This window comes from Arthrobacter sp. BK1 (genome assembly GCF_056680055.1).
This window is the reverse complement of record NZ_CM155263.1, coordinates 2,100,338-2,120,525: the sequence shown is the minus strand read 5'-3', so window position 1 is coordinate 2,120,525 and position 20,188 is coordinate 2,100,338. Positions and strand designations below refer to the sequence as shown.

17 protein-coding genes are annotated in these 20,188 nt (G+C 66.6%); 11 read left to right on the top strand and 6 right to left on the bottom strand.

Features of this window, described 5'->3' with window-relative positions; all coding sequences use genetic code 11:
• The first annotated feature begins 47 nt into the window (after positions 1-47).
• The 3 genes from AC1MCA_RS09530 to AC1MCA_RS09520 are packed head-to-tail and all read left to right on the top strand — an operon-like array spanning position 48 to position 4,916.
• The gene (locus AC1MCA_RS09530; RefSeq protein ID WP_479802985.1) at positions 48-1,400 is read left to right on the top strand and encodes an MFS transporter; all 1,353 of its coding nucleotides are present in this window, start codon (positions 48-50) and stop codon (positions 1,398-1,400) included.
• Positions 1,401-1,419: 19 nt separating this feature from the next.
• On the top strand, positions 1,420-3,141 hold the full coding sequence (locus tag AC1MCA_RS09525) for a 5-oxoprolinase subunit B/C family protein (RefSeq protein ID WP_479802983.1): 1,722 nt from the start codon (positions 1,420-1,422) through the stop codon (positions 3,139-3,141).
• Positions 3,141-4,916 (top strand): acetyl/propionyl/methylcrotonyl-CoA carboxylase subunit alpha, encoded by a 1,776-nt coding sequence (locus tag AC1MCA_RS09520; protein WP_479802982.1) that lies wholly within the window; start codon positions 3,141-3,143, stop codon positions 4,914-4,916. The genes AC1MCA_RS09525 and AC1MCA_RS09520 overlap by 1 nt, the downstream gene beginning before the upstream one ends.
• Positions 4,917-5,163: 247 nt before the next feature.
• Here the strand turns inward: AC1MCA_RS09520 and AC1MCA_RS09515 are convergent, their stop codons facing one another.
• A complete protein-coding gene (locus tag AC1MCA_RS09515) occupies positions 5,164-6,150 on the bottom strand; it encodes a trypsin-like serine peptidase (RefSeq protein WP_479802980.1) in 987 nt (328 codons plus the stop codon).
• A 398-nt stretch (positions 6,151-6,548) separates the two neighbouring features.
• Here AC1MCA_RS09515 and AC1MCA_RS09510 point away from each other — a divergent pair, with 398 nt between their 5' ends.
• Complete coding sequence (locus AC1MCA_RS09510) at positions 6,549-7,490, top strand: hypothetical protein (RefSeq protein ID WP_479802978.1); 942 nt, start codon at positions 6,549-6,551, stop codon at positions 7,488-7,490.
• 15 nt (positions 7,491-7,505) lie between these two features.
• Here AC1MCA_RS09510 and AC1MCA_RS09505 read toward each other — a convergent pair whose 3' ends face one another.
• On the bottom strand, positions 7,506-8,156 hold the full coding sequence (locus tag AC1MCA_RS09505; protein ID WP_479802977.1) for a hypothetical protein: 651 nt from the start codon (positions 8,154-8,156) through the stop codon (positions 7,506-7,508).
• 2 nt (positions 8,157-8,158) lie between these two features.
• A complete protein-coding gene (locus AC1MCA_RS09500) occupies positions 8,159-8,863 on the bottom strand; it encodes an alpha/beta fold hydrolase (RefSeq protein ID WP_479802975.1) in 705 nt (234 codons plus the stop codon).
• 119 nt (positions 8,864-8,982) lie between these two features.
• On the opposite strand from AC1MCA_RS09500, the gene AC1MCA_RS09495 reads away from it, so the two are divergent.
• The 4 genes from AC1MCA_RS09495 (at position 8,983) to AC1MCA_RS09480 (ending at position 13,112) form a co-directional block, all read left to right on the top strand.
• Complete coding sequence (locus AC1MCA_RS09495; protein ID WP_479802973.1) at positions 8,983-9,678, top strand: LmeA family phospholipid-binding protein; 696 nt, start codon at positions 8,983-8,985, stop codon at positions 9,676-9,678.
• Between the two features lie 146 nt (positions 9,679-9,824).
• Positions 9,825-10,283 carry a MarR family winged helix-turn-helix transcriptional regulator gene (locus AC1MCA_RS09490; RefSeq protein WP_479803353.1) on the top strand — a complete coding sequence of 153 codons (459 nt, stop codon included), beginning with the start codon at positions 9,825-9,827 and terminating at the stop codon, positions 10,281-10,283.
• A complete protein-coding gene (locus tag AC1MCA_RS09485) occupies positions 10,280-11,581 on the top strand; it encodes an MFS transporter (protein ID WP_479802971.1) in 1,302 nt (433 codons plus the stop codon). The genes AC1MCA_RS09490 and AC1MCA_RS09485 overlap by 4 nt, the downstream gene beginning before the upstream one ends.
• 118 nt (positions 11,582-11,699) lie before the next feature.
• Positions 11,700-13,112, top strand: a complete 1,413-nt coding sequence (locus tag AC1MCA_RS09480) for an MFS transporter (RefSeq protein ID WP_479802969.1) — start codon at positions 11,700-11,702, stop codon at positions 13,110-13,112.
• A gap of 16 nt (positions 13,113-13,128) precedes the next feature.
• Here AC1MCA_RS09480 and AC1MCA_RS09475 read toward each other — a convergent pair whose 3' ends face one another.
• Genes AC1MCA_RS09475 through AC1MCA_RS09465 form a run of 3 tightly spaced genes read right to left on the bottom strand, consistent with a single transcriptional unit; the run spans position 13,129 to position 16,657 of the window.
• Positions 13,129-14,148, bottom strand: a complete 1,020-nt coding sequence (locus tag AC1MCA_RS09475; protein ID WP_479802967.1) for a LacI family DNA-binding transcriptional regulator — start codon at positions 14,146-14,148, stop codon at positions 13,129-13,131.
• A 17-nt stretch (positions 14,149-14,165) separates the two neighbouring features.
• Positions 14,166-15,740, bottom strand: coding sequence for a glycoside hydrolase family 43 protein (locus AC1MCA_RS09470; protein WP_479802965.1), 1,575 nt, complete (start codon positions 15,738-15,740; stop codon positions 14,166-14,168).
• Positions 15,737-16,657, bottom strand: coding sequence for a DUF6807 family protein (locus AC1MCA_RS09465; protein ID WP_479802964.1), 921 nt, complete (start codon positions 16,655-16,657; stop codon positions 15,737-15,739). Before AC1MCA_RS09465 ends, AC1MCA_RS09470 begins: the two co-directional genes overlap by 4 nt.
• 298 nt (positions 16,658-16,955) lie before the next feature.
• Between AC1MCA_RS09465 and AC1MCA_RS09460 the strand changes: the two genes are divergently transcribed.
• From AC1MCA_RS09460 to AC1MCA_RS09450, 3 genes are read left to right on the top strand one after another with little or no spacing between them, the layout of a single operon-like run.
• Positions 16,956-18,260 (top strand): ABC transporter substrate-binding protein, encoded by a 1,305-nt coding sequence (locus tag AC1MCA_RS09460; protein WP_479802963.1) that lies wholly within the window; start codon positions 16,956-16,958, stop codon positions 18,258-18,260.
• A 47-nt stretch (positions 18,261-18,307) separates the two neighbouring features.
• The gene (locus AC1MCA_RS09455) at positions 18,308-19,261 is read left to right on the top strand and encodes a carbohydrate ABC transporter permease (RefSeq protein ID WP_479802961.1); all 954 of its coding nucleotides are present in this window, start codon (positions 18,308-18,310) and stop codon (positions 19,259-19,261) included.
• Between the two features lie 10 nt (positions 19,262-19,271).
• Positions 19,272-20,168 (top strand): carbohydrate ABC transporter permease, encoded by an 897-nt coding sequence (locus AC1MCA_RS09450; RefSeq protein ID WP_131684218.1) that lies wholly within the window; start codon positions 19,272-19,274, stop codon positions 20,166-20,168.
• The last annotated feature ends 20 nt before the right edge of the window (positions 20,169-20,188 follow it).

The following is a 20,188-nucleotide window of genomic DNA, read 5'->3' as shown; positions in this document are numbered from 1 at the left end:
GCCGCATCCAGGCCCCCCGCACCATCCCTCACCCTTCGGAGGAAACCATGACCAGCACCAACAAGGCAGCCAAGACGGCGGCAAGGAAGCCGCCCGCCGGCGCCATCAAGGCGTACATCGCCAGCCTCACCGGCACCTCGCTCGAGTACTACGATTTCGCCATCTACTCGGTGGCCTCCGCCCTTGTCTTCCCCAAGATCTTCTTCCCCTCCGACGACGAGTTCGTCGGACTCCTCCTCTCTTTCTCGGCCTTCGCGGTGGGCTACCTGGCCCGTCCGATCGGCGGCGTGATCTTCGGCCGCCTGGGCGACAAGGTCGGCCGCAAGTACGTCCTGGTCTTCACCCTGGTGCTGATCGGCGTCGCCACCGTCCTCATCGGCGCGCTGCCTGACTACTCCGTGATCGGCGTCGCGGCCCCCATCATCCTGGTGCTGCTGCGCCTGGCCCAGGGCATCGGCGTCGGCGGCGAATGGGGCGGCGCGGTGCTGCTCTCCAGCGAGTTCGGCGATCCCAACAAGCGCGGTTTCTGGTCCTCCGCTGCCCAGATCGGCCCGCCCGCCGGCAACCTCATGGCCAACGGCGTCCTGGCTGTCCTGGCCGCATCCCTCAGCACCGAGGCGTTCCTTTCCTGGGGCTGGCGCGTAGCGTTCCTGGCCTCCGCCCTCCTGGTGGTCTTCGGCCTGATCATCCGCCTCAAGCTCGAGGAAACCCCTGTCTTCAAGGCCATCCAGGCCCACGGCGACCGTCCCAAGGCTCCCATCAAGGAAGTCTTCACCACCGAGCCCAGGGCCTTGATCTCGGCAGCCCTGTCCCGCCTCTGCCCCGACGTTCTCTACGCGCTGTTCACCGTGTTCGTGGCCGTGTACGCCACCAAGGAACTGGGCATGACCACCGGCAACGTGCTGGCCGCCATCCTCATCGGCTCCGCGTTCCAGCTTTTCCTGATCCCGCTCGCCGGCGCCCTGACGGACCGCTTCAACCGCCGCTGGGTCTATGGCATTGCCGCCGCCGCAACCGCCCTCTACATTCCGCTGTTCTTCCTGATGATCCAGGGCAAGTCCGTAGTGATGCTGTCCGTCGGTGTGGTGATCGGCCTGGCGCTCCACGCCTTTATGTACGGCCCGCAGGCCGCGTTCATCACCGAGCAGTTCCCGGCCCGCCTCCGCTACGCCGGCAGCTCACTGGCCTACACGCTGGCCGGCGTGATCGGCGGCGCCGTGGCTCCGCTGATCTTCACCGCCCTCTACGGCGCGGCGTCCGGCGGCTGGTACCTGATCGCCGGGTACATCGCCCTCACCGCCGTCATCACCATCGTGGGCATGCGCCTGGGCCGCGACCCGCAGCCGGAAGAGGACCTCCGCCTGCTCCACAGCGACGACGCCCAGGCGAGCCACGCCTGAGCGGCGCGGCCTGATCCCCATGGAAACAGTCAGCAATCCCACCACTGCCGCCCGGGTGCTCGCCGTCCGGCCGGTAGGCACGACGGCGGTGCTCGCCGAACTCTCCGGGCTCCACGATGTGCTGGCCCTGCAGGCCCTCCTGCTGGAGCAGCCGCTGCCCGGCCAGGTGGACGTCCTGGCCGCCGCCGAGACCGTGATGGTCAAGGCGGACTCGCCCGCCGCCGCGCGCCGGATGGCAGCACGGCTGCTGGAGCTGGACCTGACGGTCCGGTCCCACGCCGAGGGCAAGCTGGTCACCATCGAGACCGTGTACGACGGCGAGGACCTCGCTGAGGTGGGGCGGCTCACCGGCCTCGGGGCAGAGGGAGTGGTGGCCGCCCACACGGGGCAGATCTGGACGGTGGCTTTCGGCGGTTTCGCCCCCGGCTTCGGCTACATGGTGGGGGAGAACGAGGTACTGGAGGTTCCGCGCCGCAGTTCGCCGCGGACCGCTGTGCCCGCCGGATCCGTGGCTTTGGCCGGTAACTATTCCGCCGTGTATCCGCGGAAATCCCCGGGCGGCTGGCAGCTGATTGGCCGCACCGCCGCCCATATGTGGGACCTCGGCCGGGAGCAGCCCGCCCTGGCCGCACCCGGCGACCGGGTGCAGTTCAAGGCGGTGCGGGAGCTCGTGGAGGTCTCGGACCCCGGTTCCCCGGCTGAAAGTGTGACAGGCGCTGACGTCCGGTCCGGCCTCCGGATCCTGTCTCCGGGTCTCCAGAGCCTGATCCAGGACCTGGGCCGGCCAGGCCACGCAGGCCTGGGCGTGTCCTCCGCGGGCGCCCTGGACCGCGCCTCCGTCCGACGCGCGAACCGGATCGTGGGCAACCAGCCCTCGGCCGCCGTCGTCGAAACCGTTGCGGGCGGGCTGCGGATCCAGGCCGTGGGCGACCAGGTGCTGGCAGTGGCCGGCGCGCCGTCGGCACTCACTGTTGTGACGCCGTCGGACGTTCCGGACTCAGGGGACAATGACGCCGGCGGTCCGGAAGATGAGCAGCCGGAAAGGGTGCGCGAGGTGCCCATGGCCACCGCGTTCGCCTTGCTCGACGGCGAGATCCTGACGATCGGTGCGCCGGAGCGCGGCTTCCGCAGTTACCTGGCTATCCGCGGCGGCGTTGAAGCCGAGGCCGTGCTGGGCAGCCGCTCCACGGACACCATGTCCGGAATCGGGCCCGCGCCGCTGGCCGCCGGGCAACTGCTGGGCGCGGGCGTGGCCACCTCCTCCAACGTGGTGGGCAATCCCGAGCTGCAGCCCGACTTCCCGGATACCGGCGTGACGGTCCTGGACATTGTGCCCGGGCCCCGCGATGACTGGTTCGACGCCGCTGCGCTGGAATCGCTGTGCAGCCAGGACTGGGCGGTGACGCCCCGCTCCAACCGGGTGGGCATGCGCCTGGCCGGCGAACCGCTGCGCCGGAGCCGGGACGGGGAACTGGCCAGCGAAGGAACCATGGCGGGCGCACTGCAGATTCCGCCGGAGGGCCAGGCCGTGCTGTTCCTGGCCGACCACCCCATTACCGGCGGCTATCCCGTGATCGGCGTGGTGGTGGACCACCAGCTGGATCTCGCCGCGCAGATTCCGATCGGCGGGTCCATCCGGTTCCGCTGGGCTCCCGGCTACGGGCTGCCCGCCAACGTAATCCCCGACGTTTCCCGGGACGTTTCCCCAGACAAAAGATTCCAAGACAAAGTGAGCAACTGATGCGCAAGGTCCTGATCGCCAACCGCGGAGAAATCGCCGTCCGCATTGCCCGAGCCTGCGAGGACGCCGGGCTCGAATCCGTAGCTGTCTATGCGGACGTGGACGCCGACGCCATGCACGTTGGCGCCGCCAGTGAGGCCTACAGCCTCGCCGGGAACGCGCCATCGGAGACGTACCTCAACATCACCCAGCTCCTGCGCGTCGCCGCGGAGTCCGGGGCGGACGCGGTGCACCCGGGCTACGGCTTCCTGTCCGAGAACGCCGACTTCGCCCAGGCAGTTATCGACGCCGGACTGACGTGGATCGGCCCCAGCCCTGAGGCAATCCGGCAGCTTGGTAACAAAATCACCGCGCGGGAGATCGCAGTCCGCGCCGGCGCACCGCTGGTTGCCGGCAGCGACGGCCCGGTGGCCTCAGCCGCCGAGGCGCGCACCTTCGCGGAAGAGCACGGCCTGCCGATCGCCGTCAAGGCGGCCTTCGGCGGCGGCGGCCGCGGGCTCAAGGTGGTCCGCGAGATGGACCAGATCGAGGAGTCCTTCGACTCTGCGGTCCGCGAAGCAGTGGTGGCCTTCGGCCGCGGCGAGTGCTTTGTGGAGCGGTACCTGGACCGGCCCCGGCACGTGGAGGCGCAGGTCCTGGCGGACCAGCACGGCAACGTGGTGGTGGTGGGAACGCGCGACTGCTCGCTGCAGCGCCGGCACCAGAAGCTGGTGGAGGAGGCGCCCGCGCCGTTCCTCACGGACGAGCAGACCCGGCAGATTTACGACGCCGCCAAGGCAGTGTGCCGCGAGGCCTCCTATTCCGGGGCCGGGACGGTGGAGTTCCTGGTGGCCGCCGACGGCACCGTCGCGTTCCTCGAGGTGAACACGCGCCTCCAGGTGGAGCACCCCATCACCGAGGAAACCACCGGCGTGGACCTGGTCCAGGAACAGTTCCGGATCGCCGCGGGTGAGCCGCTTCGGCTGACATCCGATCCCGCACCGCGCGGCCACTCGTTCGAGTTCCGGCTCAACGCCGAGGACGTGGGCCGGGGGTTCCTGCCCTCGCCCGGAACCGTCGCCACGTTCAGCGGCCCCACCGGCCCGGGCATCCGGCTGGACTCCGGCGTCCGCTCCGGGTCCATCGTGGCGCCGCAGTTCGATTCCCTGCTGGCCAAGCTGATCGTCACCGGCGCCGACCGGCAGCAGGCCCTCCGACGGGCCCGCCGCGCCCTCGCCGAAATGGAGATCACTGGCGTGGCCACGGTCCTGCCGTTCCACCGTGCCGTGGTGGCGGCTCCGGACTTCACGTCCGAAACCGCGCTGGGGATCCACGCGCGCTGGATCGAGACTGACTTCGCGGATTCCATTGCGGCGGATCCGGAGTTCGGCACGTCCGTTCCGGACGGTGCGCGGCGCACCATCACCGTTGACGTCGACGGCCGGCGCCTCGCCGTCGGGCTTCCCGCGGAGCTGCTGGACGGTTGGGCCCGCTCGGGTGGAGGCGTTCCTGCGGGCGTCTCCCTGGCAGGGGACTCCTCGAAGGGCGGGCACGACGGCGGTGTCGCGGCCAGTGCCGCCGATCCCGGTGAGTTGCGGGCGGACATGGCCGGGACGGTGGTGAAGTGGCTCGTGCAGCCCGGCGCCGAAGTGGCGGCGGGGGACCCCGTCGTCGTGCTTGAGGCGATGAAGATGGAGACCCAGGTTGCTGCGCACCGTGGCGGGACCGTCACTGATGTGCGCGCGAAAGCGGGCGGCGTGGTGATGGCCGGCGCGGTGCTGGCGCTGATCGGCTAGCTGCTCCGTCCAACCCCACGGGCCCCTGACTTCAAGAAGAAGTTGCCCAAGCCTCCCTGAGCTGCAAGTCGATCCACCACAAGGTCGAGAAACTGCAACGCGGGGTCACATTACGCTCAATCCGGGGCCAAAATCGGGCGTGATGTGACCCCGCGTTGCTTCACCCCAACGTGAACGACGGCGGCCCCCCATGGCTGGCCGCCGTCGTTCAGTCCGTTCTAAGCGGGCAAAGCGCCCGCCCCGTTGCCTAGGACGCTGAGGATGCGGTGGTGTAGGCCTGCTGGATTACTGAACCCCAGTACGGGCCGTACATCTTGGTGGATTTGCTGCCGTAGCCGTAGCTGTTGACCGAGTTCTGGTACCCGCTGGAGCTGGTGCCGATGAACCACGGGCCGCCTGAGGAACCACCGGTCATGTTGCACGGGATGCCCTGGGAGTTGAACTGCGGGTTGTAGGGATCGTTCGTGGCCGTGCCGGTGCAGCTCTTCAGGGATTCCCCGTTGAACGGCGAGGCTGCGGGATAACCAAATGCCTTGTAGGCGAGACCGCGTGCGGCATTGAACTGCACGCCGGAGGCCCCGACGACGTCTGCGAGGTTGCGGCCGTTCAGCTGGGACATCACGGCGAACCCGGTGTCATACTGCATGCTGCCTGAGGAGCTCCACTGGGTGGGGGCGTAGAGGGCTTTGGCCGTCCACTGGCCGTACGGCGCAGCACCGTTGAGGTAGGCAGGGACAAAAGTGAACCGGGTAGCGAAGGCGCCGGGGCCTTCATTAAGGCAATGCCCGGCGGTGGAGACGGTGTTTTTGTTGGTGGAGACCACAGAGTTTGCCGAGCAGACGTAGTTTGCTCCGCCCAAGGTGAAGAAGACCTTGCCAATGTGGGGAACGGGGTTTTCGCTGGCGTTGGCCTTCTGCTGGACCTGAGGGGCCGAACCCTGGACCTTGCTCTCCGGTGCAGCTGCCTCACGTTCTGCCACATCAGCCTTGTTGGCTTTTGCCCGGTCCAGTGCCTTCTTAGCCAGTACATCGCCGGGGATTGCTGCGCGCATTCGTTCCGGCGTCCAGTAGCCTGCGTCCGCGGAGGCGGCGACATGTGAGCTGCTGACGCCGCGCGATTCCTCGTTCTCCGGCGCCGGGGGTGCGGCGCTTGCCCCTCCTGCCGAGCAAAGGGCGAGCAACGCTGCTGTTGAGAGGCTCATGAGGCTTGTGGCCAGAGTCCTGGTAAATGTCATAGTCATCCTCTTCGAACGCATAAAGCGGATCCAGATGTGATCCGCTGGGGATGGTAAGAATTTAGTCGCGTATGACAAATTTGTAAATAAGATAACAATACTTGTTGTGTTTGTTTAAACCAAAGATCCGGCCGGTGCAGTCACCGGCCGGACCTTCGTGATTCTGGAATTAGTAGTCCACGTGGTTGGACAGCGCCACCAGGACGCCAGCCAGCGCAAAGTATTTGTTGCTGCCAAGATCCCGGGCCTCTGTTGGCAAGGCTAGCCCAGGGTTCGTGGTTTGCGACAGGATTCATTGGATTTCAGCGGGTCCCGGGGTGAAATGAGGGTGCGCCCAGGGTCCGCATCAGGGGAGTCCCGGATCCGGCCGGACCGGCCGAAAACCTACTCTGAATTTCGTGAACCCAGCAACCACGACCCAGCGCCTCCGTCCCTCTATCCCCGGCCCCTCACATCTTCGCCGCGGGTGGCGGGAACTGTCCCCACCGGCGAAAGTCCTGGCCGCCGTCGGCCTCCTGATGGCAGCCTCCGCCGCTTTCCATTCCGTGGTGTTCCTTATTTCCGGCACGGCATGGGAAGGCCCGGTGGGTTGGCGCAAGCCGATCACTTTCGGTCTGTCCCTCGCGCTCACCGCCATCACACTTGCCCTGATCGACGCGCGTCTGAAGCGCAGGCCGGTCACCGCGTGGATCCTGCTCGGCGCCCTCAGCGCGGCGATTGTGGCCGAGGGTGCGTTGGTGACCTTGCAGGCCTGGCGCGGAGTCCCGTCGCATTTCAACAACGCCACACCGTTCGATGCCGCAGTCTTCTCCGCCATGGGCCTCGCCGTGACGGTCATCGTCGTGGTGATGGTCAGCCTGGCCATCCTGAGCTTCAAATCGGCCAGGCCCGGGCAGCCTGCACTCACTCTGTCCATCCGGGCAGGCATGGTGCTGCTCGTCGCGGGACAGGTCCTCGGCGTCGCCATCATCGCAATCGGTGAGCCTGCGGTCCTGGCTGGCAATGATGCTGCCGTTTTCGGCCCCGAAGGCGTGGTGGTGGGCGCGGCCGGGGTCCTGAAATCTCCGCACGGGATCGCCCTGCACGCGATCCAGGTCCTGCCGTTGCTCGGCTGGCTCGTTCAGCACGTTACCTGGTCCGACGCGCGGCGGCGGCGGACAGTGTGGACTGCCGCCATCGGTTACGCGCTGGTCCTGGCGGTCAGCGTCTTCCAGGCATACGCGGGCCAGGCGCAGTTCGCGTTGAGCTTCGCTGCCCTGGCCGTAGCCGCGGGCGGTCTGGTCCTGGTGGGGCTGCCGTTCGTGCGGGCCGGTGCCGCTTTCCTGCGGCGATTCCGATAGCGCAAGTGACGTCGCTCATTCGAGCTTTCCCCCACCCGGCGGATCCGCGGTCGCACTTCGAATGACGATGTTGCCTGCACGCCGGGCTGCGAACCCGGTGAGCACTGCCACGGTGGCAGCCATCAGGAGCCCGGCAAGCAGGTAGACGGCGAACAGGACCGGCACCGGGGTGGTTTCGTCAATGAACGGGGACGGCGCGAAGGTCCACAGGAGTCCAACCGCCCAGGCGCCTGCGTTGACGGGAATCCAGAAGGCTGTCCGCCGGTGCGGGATCAATCGGCGCAGGACCAGCCATTGGAGTGTGGGGATGGACAGCAGAAGGGCGCAGCCGAGCACGGCGGCAAGGACGATCACTCCGGTGGAGCTGAAGTCGATGCCGCCCAGGGTGCTGGGGAGCATTCCGATGGACCATGCCAGTGCCGCGCCCGCCGCCGTCGTGAGCATCCATGGTGCCCGAGGAACCGCGGCGCCAAAACCGACTGATTGGCCGAAGCCCAGGAGGAAACCTTCACACACACCGGCCAGGACCATGGCGGGATACACGACTCCGGCGGGCGCGGCCAAGAGGGAAAGGGTGCCGCCGATGATCGCGGGAATGGCAAACCCTGCGGCTTCCGCAAGGGTTACGGACACAAACCAGCGGCGGAGGAACGCATCTCCGGCCACGGTCAGGTGGTGCGGTCCACTGCAGCCAGGATGGCCTGGGCAAGCTCGGCCGGTTTGGTGAACTGCGGCCAGTGGCCGGTAGGGAGGTCCACGAATTCGACGTCGCGGATGCGGGCCAGTTCGGCGGTGAAGGGGTGGCCGGCGTCGATCCATTCCTGCAGCAGCGAGGACGGGAACTGGCAGGCGATCACCGTGGCGGGAACCTCGTAACGGCGGACGTCGTGCAGGCGCTGTCTGCCGTGCGCCACGCCTTTGGGCTCCGGGATGGCGCGGGCACGGAATGCCTTGCGCAGATCCTCCGTGAGGTCCGTCAGGTCGGCGTCCTCGAAGCCGTCCCACGGCGGGAACGGGACGTCGTCGCCGTCGGCCGGCAGCTCGTCATTAATGACGCCCCCTTCACCCAGGGGCCCGCTGTCCACGTAAATGTTCCGCGCTACGCGGGCAGGCCGCACGTCCGCCACCCCGTGGATGACAGCACCGCCACCGGAGTGACCCACCAGCACCACCTTGCCCTCCAGGGCGTCCATCATTTTCACAACGGCGTCGATGTGGTCCTTGAGGGTGATGCCGGCCCGTTTTGCGTTTTTCGATTCAAGGCCGGGGAGGGTGAGCGGGTGGCAGGTATGCCCTGCCGCGGCCAAGGCAGGGGTGACCTCCTCCCACGACGAGGCGTCCAACCAGAAACCGGGTACCAGGATGATGTCCATGACGGCACCCTACTCCGCGGCACTGACAGCGGGTAGGGCACAATGTGTGTACTTTCGAGGTCGGGCGCCTAACGGCTTGCGGTTTCGCGCCACAGCCTGCGAGCCAGCAGACTGTCCTCATGGAGTGGACGCGTGCGAAGGACTGGCTGATCGGTGCTGCCGGGATGGTCGTCGTCATGGGGGTTGTGCTTACGATCCTTTGGTTGGTGGTAAGCGGTCCGGCCGGTGGGGGCGGGGCGGGGGCTGCTGTGCCGTCTCCGTCGGACAGTGCCGGGAGCCCGCCTGACACAGAGGCTCCCACCGGCCTGCGCGAGGACGAGGTGTGGCTCGCCGATCTTGAATTGGGGGCCGGGGCAGTGGTGGCCGCGGGCTCTACGCTCCGTGACGTTCGGGCGATCGCGCAGGATGCGGTTACCGGGCCGGAGGGGCTGGTCGCCGCCCGGCTTTCAGTGGACGCGACTGTGCCGTTCGACGTCGTCGCCGGCGAGCTCGGTGGCGGGACGGTGGTCCGCGCCGCTGAAGGCGGCCAGGCCGCCGTCGTTCGCACCGTCGAGGCCCTCGGCCGGGAACTGCGCGTCACCGCGACCGGAACGGTGGAGGTCGAGTCCGGCAGGCTGGTTGTTGAGCCGCGCTCGATCGACTTTGGCGGGCCGGACTTTCTCTCGGACGCCGTCGGCGCCGTGGTAAGGAGCCTCGTGACCATCGAGCACGAGATTGAGGGCCTGCCCGAGGGTCTGGTGCTTCAGGATGTCGCGGTCCAAAGCGACGGCTTCCGTGCCACCCTCCGGGGCGAGGACGTCAGGCTCGTCCCGTAATTCACCCGCAGTGTCCAATGCCGCTCCGGCGCCGCAAAAGAGGACTGGCCGTCCTGGCGAAGAAGATCCATAATGGTTAGCAGGACTAATTAGCAATGCTAACTATCGCCCGCGGACCGTAATGCCTTGGTGCGGTAATGAAAGGGATGACCGCCATGACCAGCCCGGTCCACAGCGAGCAGGACAGCCTCCAGCCGGACACTTTGGCCATCGACCTGCGGACTGCCGTGATGCGGACGTCCCGCCGCCTGCGTATTGAGGCAACGGGGGATGTCATCACACCGGGCCAGTACACCGTCCTCGCGCACCTCCGGGTGAAATCCCAGACCCTCCGCGAACTGGCCGACCGGGAACACGTGCAGGCGCCGTCGATGACACGGATAGTCAATGCGCTCACCGATCAGGGATTCGCGTCAAGATCACCGCATCCGGAGGACGGCCGCCAGGTCCAGGTCAGCATCACTCCGGCCGGTGAGGCGGTGCTCGCCGAGGCCCGCAGCCAGCGGACGGCATGGCTGGCACAGCGCGTCGCCGGGCTCAGTGAAGAGGACCGCCGAACCCTCAGCCGCGCCGCCCACATCATGCAGGAGCTGAGCGCCAGATGAGTGCCATGTTCCAGGCACTCGGGAACCGCAACTACCGGCTGTGGGCCGGCGGGGCGCTCGTGTCCAATATCGGAACCTGGATGCAGAGGATCGCCCAGGACTGGCTGGTGCTGACCGTCCTCACGGACAATTCCGGCACCGCCGTCGGCATCACCACGGGACTTCAGTTCCTGCCCATGCTCCTGCTCGGGCCGTACGCCGGGGTGCTGGCGGACCGCTACCGGAAACGCGTGATCCTGCTGTGGGCGCAGTCGGCCATGGGCCTGATTGGGCTCCTGGTGGGCATCCTGGTGCTGACCGGCACCGCGCAGCTGTGGCAGGCCTACCTGGCGGCCTTGTGCCTCGGAGTGGCCGGCGCCATTGATGGTCCGGCGCGCCAGGCATTCGTTTCCGAACTGGTCGGGCAGAAACACGTAGCCAACGCGGTCGCACTGAACTCGGCGTCGTTCAACACGGCACGGCTCACCGGGCCGGCCATCGCCGGCCTGCTCATCGCGTGGATCGGCACAGGTCCGGTATTCCTGCTCAACGCGGCCAGCTTCGCCGCCGTCATCCTCTCCTTGTGGCGGATCCGGACGTCTGAACTGGCACCTTCCGAGCCCGCGGTCCGTGGCAAGGGCCAGGTCACCGAGGGCCTGCGGTACGTCCGACGGCGCCCGGACCTGGTGCTCATCCTCGTGATGGTGGGGATCCTCGGCGCCTTTGGCATGAATTTCCCCATCATCAACGCCCTGATGTCCACGGCGGAATTCGGGATGGGCCCGGGGGAGTTTGGTCTCCTGGGCTCCGTGATGGCCGTGGGGACACTGGCAGGTGCCCTGCTTGCGGCCCGCAGGACCGGTCCCCGCCTGCGGTTCCTGCTCGGTGGCGCGCTCGGGCTGGGCGTCTTCACCCTGATAGCGAGCGTATCGCCGTCGTTCTGGCTTTACGCCGCCGTCCTGGTTCCGGTGGGCCTGGCAGCCATCACCTTCCTGAACAGCTGCAACACCAGCATCCAGCTGTCAGTGAATCCCCAATTTCGGGGGCGGGTTCTGGCCCTCTATCTGGCCGTCCTCCAGGGCGGAACCGCCTTGGGGGCGCCCCTGATGGGATGGATCGGCACTGAATTCGGCGCACGCTGGTCAGTGGCCGCCGGCGGCGCGGTGGTGCTGCTGACCGGCCTGGTTTCGGTGATCGTGGTCAGCCGGAGGAGCCGGCTGACCTTTCCGCAGCAGCTTCGGACGGTGTTCGTCCGGAAGCGCTCACGCAATCGACCAATTCCGGGGCCAGAGGCCGCCGGCGAAGCTGAGGGCATGTGAAAAGACGTACGACGGCGGGAGCCTGCCGCCGTCGTCCGTTCTGAAATCTGTCGGCCAGCCGCTGCCAAGCCAGCCGAAAACCTGTCCCGGCCCCATCGTTCCCAGTAAACTGGACCCCATGACCGAGCACGAACCGGCCCCTTCCATGGCCGCGGAGGCTCCCGTCGTCGGCACTTCTCTACGCAGCCCGGCGGAGCGGTCCCGCACATTTGCCGGCATCCTGGTGAACACCGGCGTCTCCAACATCACCACCAGCTACCTGTGGTTCGCCCTGACCTTCTGGGTGTATCTGGAGACACGCAACGTGATCGCCACCGGTGTGATCGGCGGCGCGTACATGCTGCTCATCGCCCTCTCCAGCATCAGCTTCGGCACCTTCGTTGACCGCTACCGCAAGCTGGCCGTGATGCGCTTCGCCGCCGGCTTCACCCTGGTGATGTTCGTGCTGTCCGGGGTGCTGTTCCTGCTGACGCCACCCGCCATGATGCTGGACCTCACACAGCCCTGGTTCTGGATCCTCACAGTGATCATCCTGATCGGCGCGGTGGTGGAGAACCTGCGCAACATCGCCCTCTCCACCACGGTCACCATCCTCATCGAGCCGGACCGGCGGGACAAGGCGAACGGGATGGTGGGCATGGTGCAGGGACTGATGCTGATCGTCACCTCGGTCCTCTCCGGGCTCTCGGTCGGGTTGCTGGGGATGGGCTGGACCATTGTCGTCTCGTTGGTGCTCACGGCGCTGGCCTTCGCGCACCTGCTGACAATGCGCATGCCGGAGGAGGTGCGGGCTGCGGCAACGGACGCCCACGGCGGGTTCGACCTGCACGGCTCACTGGCCGCCGTGCTGGCAATTTCCGGCCTGTTCGCTCTGATCGTGTTTTCCACGTTCAACAACTTCATCGGCGGCGTCTACATGGCACTGATGGATCCCTACGGCCTGGAGATGTTTCCCGTGGAGCTCTGGGGGACCTACTTCGGGATCGCCTCCACCGGCATCCTGGTGGGCGGGGCGCTGATCGCCAAGTTCGGGCTCGGGTCCAACCCCCTGCGTACCTTGCTCATCGCGGTGATCGTCATGGGGGTGCTCGGCGCGGTGTTCACGCTGCGGGAGTGGGCATGGCTGTACATCGCCGGAATCTGGCTGTACCTAGTCCTGGTGCCGTTTGTGGAGGCAGCCGAGCAGACCGTCATCCAGCAGGTAGTGCCGCTGCCCCGGCAGGGCCGGGTGTTTGGATTCGCCATGGCGTTCGAGTCCGCGGCGGCGCCGGTCACCGCATTCCTCATCGCGCCGATTGCCCAGTTCTGGATCCTTCCCTATGCGCGCTCGGCCGACGGCGCCGCGCAGCTGGAACCGCTGCTGGGCGAGGGCGTCTCCCGAGGGATCGCCCTGGTGTTCCTGGTGGCCGGGATCATCATGATCATCGCCGCGCTGCTGGCATTCCTCACACCTGTTTACCGACGGCTCTCGGCGTCGTACGCCCGGACGGCAGCGGATGCTGCGGAGAACCGCGCGACGGCGGAACCCTAGCCAGCCCGCGTCCCGCCTAGCCCGCGCGGGGAGGGGCGGTGCTGCCACGCACCACCATTTCGGTGGCCAGTTCCAGGGCGGCCGGTGTGGCCGGTCTGTGCAGGTCGAGCTGTTCCATCAGCATGCCCACCGCCATGGATGCCAGCTGTGCCAAGGGTTGGCGGACGGTGGTCAGGGGCGGTGACGTCAGGGCGGCCTGGGCAATGTCGTCGAAGCCCACCACGCTCAGATCCGCCGGAATCTTCAGCGAACGCCCCGTGGCGGCATTCATGACGCCCAGGGCCTGCAGGTCATTGGCGGCGAAGATCGCAGTGGGGGGCTCCGGCAGGTCAAGGAGGTCCCCGCCGTGCCGGACGCCGGCTTCGATGCTGAAGTCGCCGTCGCGCACCAGCTCCGGAAGGACCGGCAGTCCCGCTTCGTGCAGTGCGGCGGCATAAGCGGCATACCGTGCCCGGCTGTGCCCGGACCCGTGGCCCCGGCCGGTGATGATGCCGATCCGGCGGTGGCCCAGTTCCAGCAGGTGGCCCACCGCGGCGAGGGCTCCGGAGAACGACGCCGGGCTGACGCTGGGGATGGTGAGCCCCTCCGTGCCTTCGGGGTCAACAGCTACGGCGGGGATATTGAGGCTGCGGAGGGTGGTCACCAGCCGGGAACCGCGGCGCGGTGCCAGGAGCACCACGCCTGCCAGCCGGTTGGCGGATGACTCCCGGAGTTTCCGCCAGGACTCGGCCGTGGCGCGCTCCGCCCGCGTGTAAACGACGGAGTAGCCAAGCCTGGCGGCGGCATCCTCGGCCCCGGCCATGATCTCCAGCACCCAGGGGGAATCGAAGTTGTTGACCACCAGCTGCAGCAGCCCCGGCTGGTCCGCAGGCACGTTCCGCTTGGTGTAGTCCAGCTCCTCGAGCGCCCGGCGGACCTTGGCGCGCGTCGCTTCGGAAACATGCGCCCGACCGTTGAGGACCTTGGACACTGTGGGGACCGAGACGCCTGCCGCGGCGGCCACATCTGCGATCTTGGGGCGCGGAATGGCGGTCAAAAGAGCAGTCCTTGGGGTCATCGGGAAGCGGCGGCGAGATGCGCGGCAAATGCCCGGCGGACCGGCGCAGTCTCAACCCGCACGGGACCAACGATAACACTGCCGCTTTCCGGTGATCCCAGCGGTGAAGCCGTGAAGATCCCCAGTTCCGCGCCGATCCATTTGCCTTCCACCACCTCGAAGTTCCACCCCTGGACTTCCCACGGGTCAGCGCGCCCGGCGCGCCAGGCGAACGTGGAGCGAGGGCTGCCGTCCGTGCGGATCTGCAGTTCAATCCGCGGGCCTGCCAACGGGACGGGCCGGCCCAGCGGCAGCTCGTGCGGGGAATCTCCTCCCGTGCCGCTTCCCAGGATGTAGCCGTCGGCTGTCCTGATGATCCCGAGCCACGCGTACCGCTGCCCGAGAACGACGACGCCGGCCCGGGTACCCACCGGGACACCGTCCAGTTCCAGCGTGGTGGTGAACACGGACGGCGTGCCGGGCAGGATCTGGCCCAGCACGTTGGGCAGTTCGCGAAGGTTCCCGGGATCGTTGGCCTGCGGACAAAGCACCAGCTGCCCGCCTCCGGGCTGGCGCGACCAGGAATCTCTTGGATTGGCCTGCCAGTGCCACTGCGGCCCCAGCCCGGGGGATTCGAAGGTGTCGCCGGCCGGCGGCCCCGCCTCTTTGATCACTGTTCCCGCCGGGTAGGGGTGGCTGGCCACGGGCGTCCCGGGGCCGCCGTCGTCCGCTGGCGTTCCCATCCACGGCCAGCCGTCCCCGCCCCAGCCCATCGGCTGGAGGTGGACCACGCGGCCGTAGGGGCCACGGTCCTGAAAGTGCAGGAACCAGTCCTGTCCCTCGGGTGTGGTGACCCAGGCGCCCTGGTGGGGACCGTTGACCTCGGAATTTCCCTGTTCCAGCACCTTGCGTCCTTCATAGGGGCCGAACGGGGAGCGGGAGCGGAAAACCGACTGCCAGCCGGTGGCCACCCCGCCCGCCGGCGCGAAGATCCAGTACCAGCCCTCGCGTTTGTAGAACTTGGGGCCTTCCAACGTGGTGTAGCCGGGGAGGTCCGTCCCGTTGACCACGTGGGTCCCGTGGTCCAGGAGCCGGTCCGCGTCCGGGCTCATGCGGTGGACTGTCAGCCGGTTTTTGACGCCCACCCTGCTGTGCGCCCAGCCGTGGACCAGATAGGCCTCGCCGTCATCGTCCCAGAGCGGGCACGGATCGATGATCCCGCGCCCGGCGTACAGCAGGTGAGGCGTGGTCCATGGCCCCTCGGCGCGTTCGGCGCTGAGGACGAAGATGCCGTGGTCCGGGTCCGGGTAGAAGATCCAGAAACGGCCGTTGTGGTGGCGCAGGGCCGGTGCCCAGACACCGCTTCCGTGGCGCACCAGCGAGTAGTGGCTGCCCTGCGGCAGCTCGGCGAGGGCGTGGCCGGCGTGTTCCCAGTCCACGAGGTTCCGCGATTTCAGGACGGGCAGCCCGGGAACCCGGTTGAAGCTGGAGGCGATGAGGTAATAGGTGCCGTCCACCTGCACTGCATCAGGGTCCGGCCAGTCGCCATTGAGGATGGGATTGGAGTAGAGGGGGGTGATCCGGGTTGTCATGGTGTCCTGTCGGAAGTGCCGGGGCGGCTGGTTCGTGGGTGGTGGTGGAGCAGTTCAAGGGCGCGGGCGGCCGTGGGCACGGGGCCGTCGTGGATCACGGCGTGGAGGCTGAGCCTGAGCGGGTTGCTGTGATCCACCGAGGCCGCATCCGCCCAAGCAACCGCAGGGCCTGCCCCCAGGTAGCCCTCTGCCCTGATGAACCACGGGCGCAGGAGACCGGGGTCCTGGGCAAGGACAACGCTCACCGGTGCGCCAGCGGTCTGCATGGTGACCGACAGCCACGGTGACATTGACCCGTGAGCGGTGTCGGCGCCGCTGCCCGCGGCGGACAGGATCTGCGGGTCCCCGGTGCCGCGGGGGAACCTCCAGAAGATTCCGCCGTACCCGGCGCCTGCCCTGCCCTTGACGGCCGACGACGACACCAACAGCCGCTCCACGCCCGCCGCCGGGAAGATCACCGACGTCAGGGACAGGCCCCAGCTTCCGGCCCCAGGGTGGGCGAATCGCTCGATGCGCCGCTGCTCGACGGCGAGCTCGTTGTCCGACTCCGACCGCCAGGAGACGCGGCCCTCTTCTGTCCTGCCCGTTTCGCTCTCGAACGATTGCCAGCCGAGGGGGAGCTGCCTGCCGTGGTTGGCCAGGAGCATGGGGCCGGTGGCGGCGGTGAAGGTGGATCCGCCCCAGAAGTTGGTGCCGTTGATGTCGGAGAAGGCAACGGACAGGCCCAGGTGATGCGGATGGTCCGCCGGCCCGGCCTCGGTCACGGTTGCACCGGCAAGGGAACGCACCGGATGGAAAAAGGGGCGGGGCGCGCTGGTGGCGGGCTGCCGCAGGGTGGTGACGTGGTCCGCAAGCTGCTGCCGCCCGGAGCATGCAGGGCCGCCGGGTGCCTCCGCCGGGATCGCGTGGGTGACCACAGGACCTCCTGGTTGGTTGATTGCCGGTGATGTGGGGATCAGCCTAGCCATCACAGAAATCTTCGGCAAGTAGTACAGAAAGTTTCTTAACTCTTTTTGCTGGTTGGCTTCGAAGAATTGTGTTGACAGTCACAGTGATTCCTTGCTAGAAATCGTTTACTCACTTTTTCTGAAAGCTTCTGGAAGATCTTGCTTGGTCGAGTGGAACCAGTTGTTTGATTCAGAAAGTTTCCTGACTCCAAGGCGGCGATCCAGCCGCCGGGAGCCAGTCCGGACATCCTTAGAGAGGCGTCATTCGATGAAGAAGACAGCGAACACCCGCATCCCCCGCAGAGTCATCCTTGGGGCGGCGATCACCGCGGCAGGCCTGGCCCTGAGCGGCTGCGGCGGAGCATCCACGCCTTCGGCAGGCGGCAATGTGGAACTGAACTTCGTCTACTGGGGTGACTCCAACCGCGCCAAAATGACGGACGCCGCCATCAAGATCTTTGAGGAGAAAAACCCAGGGATCACGGTCAAGAGCGAATACCAGGACAGCGGGCCCTACGCGGACAAGCTGGCAACCCGGTTCGCCGGCGGCAATCCCCCCGACGTGCTGAACATGGCCAACCGGACCCTGCTGGAATACGCCCAGCGTGGCACCCTCGCAGACCTGAAGACGCTGCCGGAGATCGATCTGGCCAAGATTCCCGCAACCATCCAGAGCCGCGGCGAGGTGGACGGCAAACTGTACGGCCTGGCCACCGGCGTCAACCTCATCGGCATGGTGGTGAACAAGACCATCACAGACCAGGCCGGTGTCACCATCCCGGATGACAAGACCTGGAGCTGGGAGGACTACGCCAAGTTCGCCACCGAGGTGTCGCAAAAGACCGGCGGAAAGATCTACGGTGCGGGCTATGACGTTGCCACCGAAACCGGCCCCATCCTGTTCGCCCGGCAGCGTGGCGAGGACTTCTACACCAAGGACAACAAGCTCGGCGTGAGCGAGGAAACCATCCGCGAATGGTTCCAGTACAGCGTGGACCTGCGCCAGGCCGGCGGCTACCCGCCCGCCGGCTTCTTCGAGCAGATCGGCGGTTCGCCTGCGCAGTCCTATCTCGCCAAGGGAACGGTCGCGTCCCAGATCATTCCCATCAACAACTTCAAGGGCTACAACGAGGCCTCCGGCGGAAACCTGGTCCTGTTGCGCATGCCCGGTGAGACCACCGAAAAGCGCCGCGGCTACTCCGCCGATCCGAGCATGCTCTGGTCCGTTGCCGCGAAGTCCAAGCACCCCAAGGAGGCCGCCAAGCTGCTGAACTTCCTGATCAACGACGTCGACGGCGCCGCCCAGACCCTGACCCAGCGCGGTGTGCCCATCAACCCGGACGTGACCGAAGCCATCCTGTCCAAGCTCGGGCCGGATGACACCAAATTCGTCGAGATGGTGGCGGATATCCAGAAGGATGACCTGCCGCCCGCCTACGTCTACCCCAAGGGCGCCAGCGTGGTGGCGGATACCCTCAAGCAGCTCGGCACCGAAGTCGAATTTGGCCGCATCACCCCGGCAGACGCAGCAAAGACCTTCCTCGAGAAGAGCAATGCCGCCATCAACAAGTAGCCGCCCCGCGCCCAGACACCCAGCCAAGCAGATAGGAGCCTGACACCATGTCAGTGCTGACCAAGCAAGCCTCCGGCGCTGCCGCCGCCCTCGCAGCGCCGGGGCGTGGCACACCGAAGCGTGGCCCCTCCCGGCGCACCAACCAACGCTCGGGCTACCTCTTCCTGTTGCCGTGGTTCCTCGGCATGCTCTTTACGATCATCCCGTTCTTCGCCTCGCTCTACCTTGCCTTCACGGACTACAACCTCTTCACCGAGCCGAACTTCGTGGGGCTGGCCAACTTCCAGGCCATGTTCGAGGACCCCCGGCTGCTGCAGTCCCTGAAGGTCACGTTCATCTACACCTTCGTCTCGGTGCCGATCTCGCTGGCCATCGCGCTGCTGGTTGCCCTGGTGCTGAACCGCGGACTCAGCGGCCTCTCGATCTACCGGTCCGTGTACTACCTGCCGTCCCTGCTGGGCGGCAGCGTGGCGATCGTGATGCTGTGGCGCTACATCTTCGGCAACGACGGAATCGTCAACGGCTTCCTGGGCTGGTTCGGCATCCAGGGACCGGCCTGGGTCACCGACCCCGAGTTTGCCCTGAGCACCCTGATCGTCCTGAACGTGTGGACGTTCGGCTCGCCCATGGTGATCTTCCTGGCCGGCCTGCGGCAGGTACCCACCATGTACTACGAGGCCGCCTCCATTGACGGCGCTTCGAAGTGGCGGCAGTTCCGCGCCATCACGTTGCCGCTGATCAGCCCCATCATTTTCTTCAACCTCATCATGCAGCTCATCGGGTCCTTCCAGACCTTCACCCAGGGCTATGTGATGAGCGGCGGCACGGGCGGACCGGCGGATTCAACACTGTTCTACAACCTGTACCTGTACCAGAAGGGCTTCACCGAATTCGAGATGGGTTACGCCTCCGCCATGGCATGGCTGCTGCTGATGATCATTGCGATTTTCACGGCCATCAACTTCATCGCATCCAAGTTCTGGGTCTTCTACGACAATTAAGGCAACCGCTATGGCTCTCCTCGAACTACCCGTCAAGAACAAGCAAAAGAAGGAAGAAGCTCCGGAAGATGCGCTGACCGGCACCCCGGGGACCCGCTTCTCCCGCCACCTGATCCTGTGCCTGGTGGGCCTGGTCATGCTGTATCCGCTGCTGTGGCTGATCTCCAGCTCCTTCAAGCCCAGCAACGACATCTTCCGCCAGCTCGGCCTGTGGCCGGAGAACTGGGACTTCAGCAACTACGAACAGGGCTGGAATGCGCTGAACCAGCCGTTCCATGTCTACCTGATCAACTCCCTGATCGTGGTCGTCTTCTCGATCATCGGGAACATCTTCTCCTGCGCCCTGGCCGCCTACGCCTTCGCCCGGATGGAGTTCACCGGCCGGAAGCTCTTCTTCGCCCTGATGCTGGGCACCCTGATGCTGCCCGGCCACGTGCTCCTGGTGCCGCAGTACATCATCTTCTCCCAGCTGGGCTGGCTTGATACCTACCTGCCGCTGATCGTGCCGAACTTCATGGCAACCAATGCGTTCTTCATCTTCCTGATGGTGCAGTTCATGAAGGCGCTCCCCAAGGAACTGGACGACGCCGCCCAGATCGACGGCTGCGGACCGTTCCGCACCTTCCTCCGGGTGATCATGCCCCTCTGCATCCCGGCCATGGCCACCACCGCGATCTTCACGTTCATCTCCACCTGGAACGAGTTCTTCGGACCGCTGCTTTACATCCAGAACCAGGACCTCTACACGGTTCCCCTGGCACTGCGGGCGTTCATGGATTCGGAAGGCCAAAGCATGTGGGGCCCCATGTTCGCCATGTCCGTGGTGTCCATCGCCCCCATCATCGGCTTCTTCATCGCCGGCCAGAAGTACCTCATCAACGGCATCGCCACCACCGGACTGAAATAGCTCCGCCCCGTACTTCTCCG

Bases quoted from the DNA above. Each gene is read 5' to 3' on its own strand.
- AC1MCA_RS09455 (WP_479802961.1), top strand. From the start codon at position 18,308: ATGTCAGTGCTGACCAAGCAAGCCTCCGGCGCTGCCGCCGCCCTCGCA.
- AC1MCA_RS09515 (WP_479802980.1), bottom strand. From the start codon at position 6,150: ATGACATTTACCAGGACTCTGGCCACAAGCCTCATGAGCCTCTCAACA.
- AC1MCA_RS09485 (WP_479802971.1), top strand. From the start codon at position 10,280: ATGAGTGCCATGTTCCAGGCACTCGGGAACCGCAACTACCGGCTGTGG.
- AC1MCA_RS09490 (WP_479803353.1), top strand. From the start codon at position 9,825: ATGACCGCCATGACCAGCCCGGTCCACAGCGAGCAGGACAGCCTCCAG.
- AC1MCA_RS09525 (WP_479802983.1), top strand. From the start codon at position 1,420: ATGGAAACAGTCAGCAATCCCACCACTGCCGCCCGGGTGCTCGCCGTC.
- AC1MCA_RS09480 (WP_479802969.1), top strand. From the start codon at position 11,700: ATGACCGAGCACGAACCGGCCCCTTCCATGGCCGCGGAGGCTCCCGTC.
- AC1MCA_RS09520 (WP_479802982.1), top strand. From the start codon at position 3,141: ATGCGCAAGGTCCTGATCGCCAACCGCGGAGAAATCGCCGTCCGCATT.
- AC1MCA_RS09495 (WP_479802973.1), top strand. From the start codon at position 8,983: ATGGAGTGGACGCGTGCGAAGGACTGGCTGATCGGTGCTGCCGGGATG.
- AC1MCA_RS09460 (WP_479802963.1), top strand. From the start codon at position 16,956: ATGAAGAAGACAGCGAACACCCGCATCCCCCGCAGAGTCATCCTTGGG.
- AC1MCA_RS09470 (WP_479802965.1), bottom strand. From the start codon at position 15,740: ATGACAACCCGGATCACCCCCCTCTACTCCAATCCCATCCTCAATGGC.
- AC1MCA_RS09450 (WP_131684218.1), top strand. From the start codon at position 19,272: ATGGCTCTCCTCGAACTACCCGTCAAGAACAAGCAAAAGAAGGAAGAA.
- AC1MCA_RS09530 (WP_479802985.1), top strand. From the start codon at position 48: ATGACCAGCACCAACAAGGCAGCCAAGACGGCGGCAAGGAAGCCGCCC.
- AC1MCA_RS09500 (WP_479802975.1), bottom strand. From the start codon at position 8,863: ATGGACATCATCCTGGTACCCGGTTTCTGGTTGGACGCCTCGTCGTGG.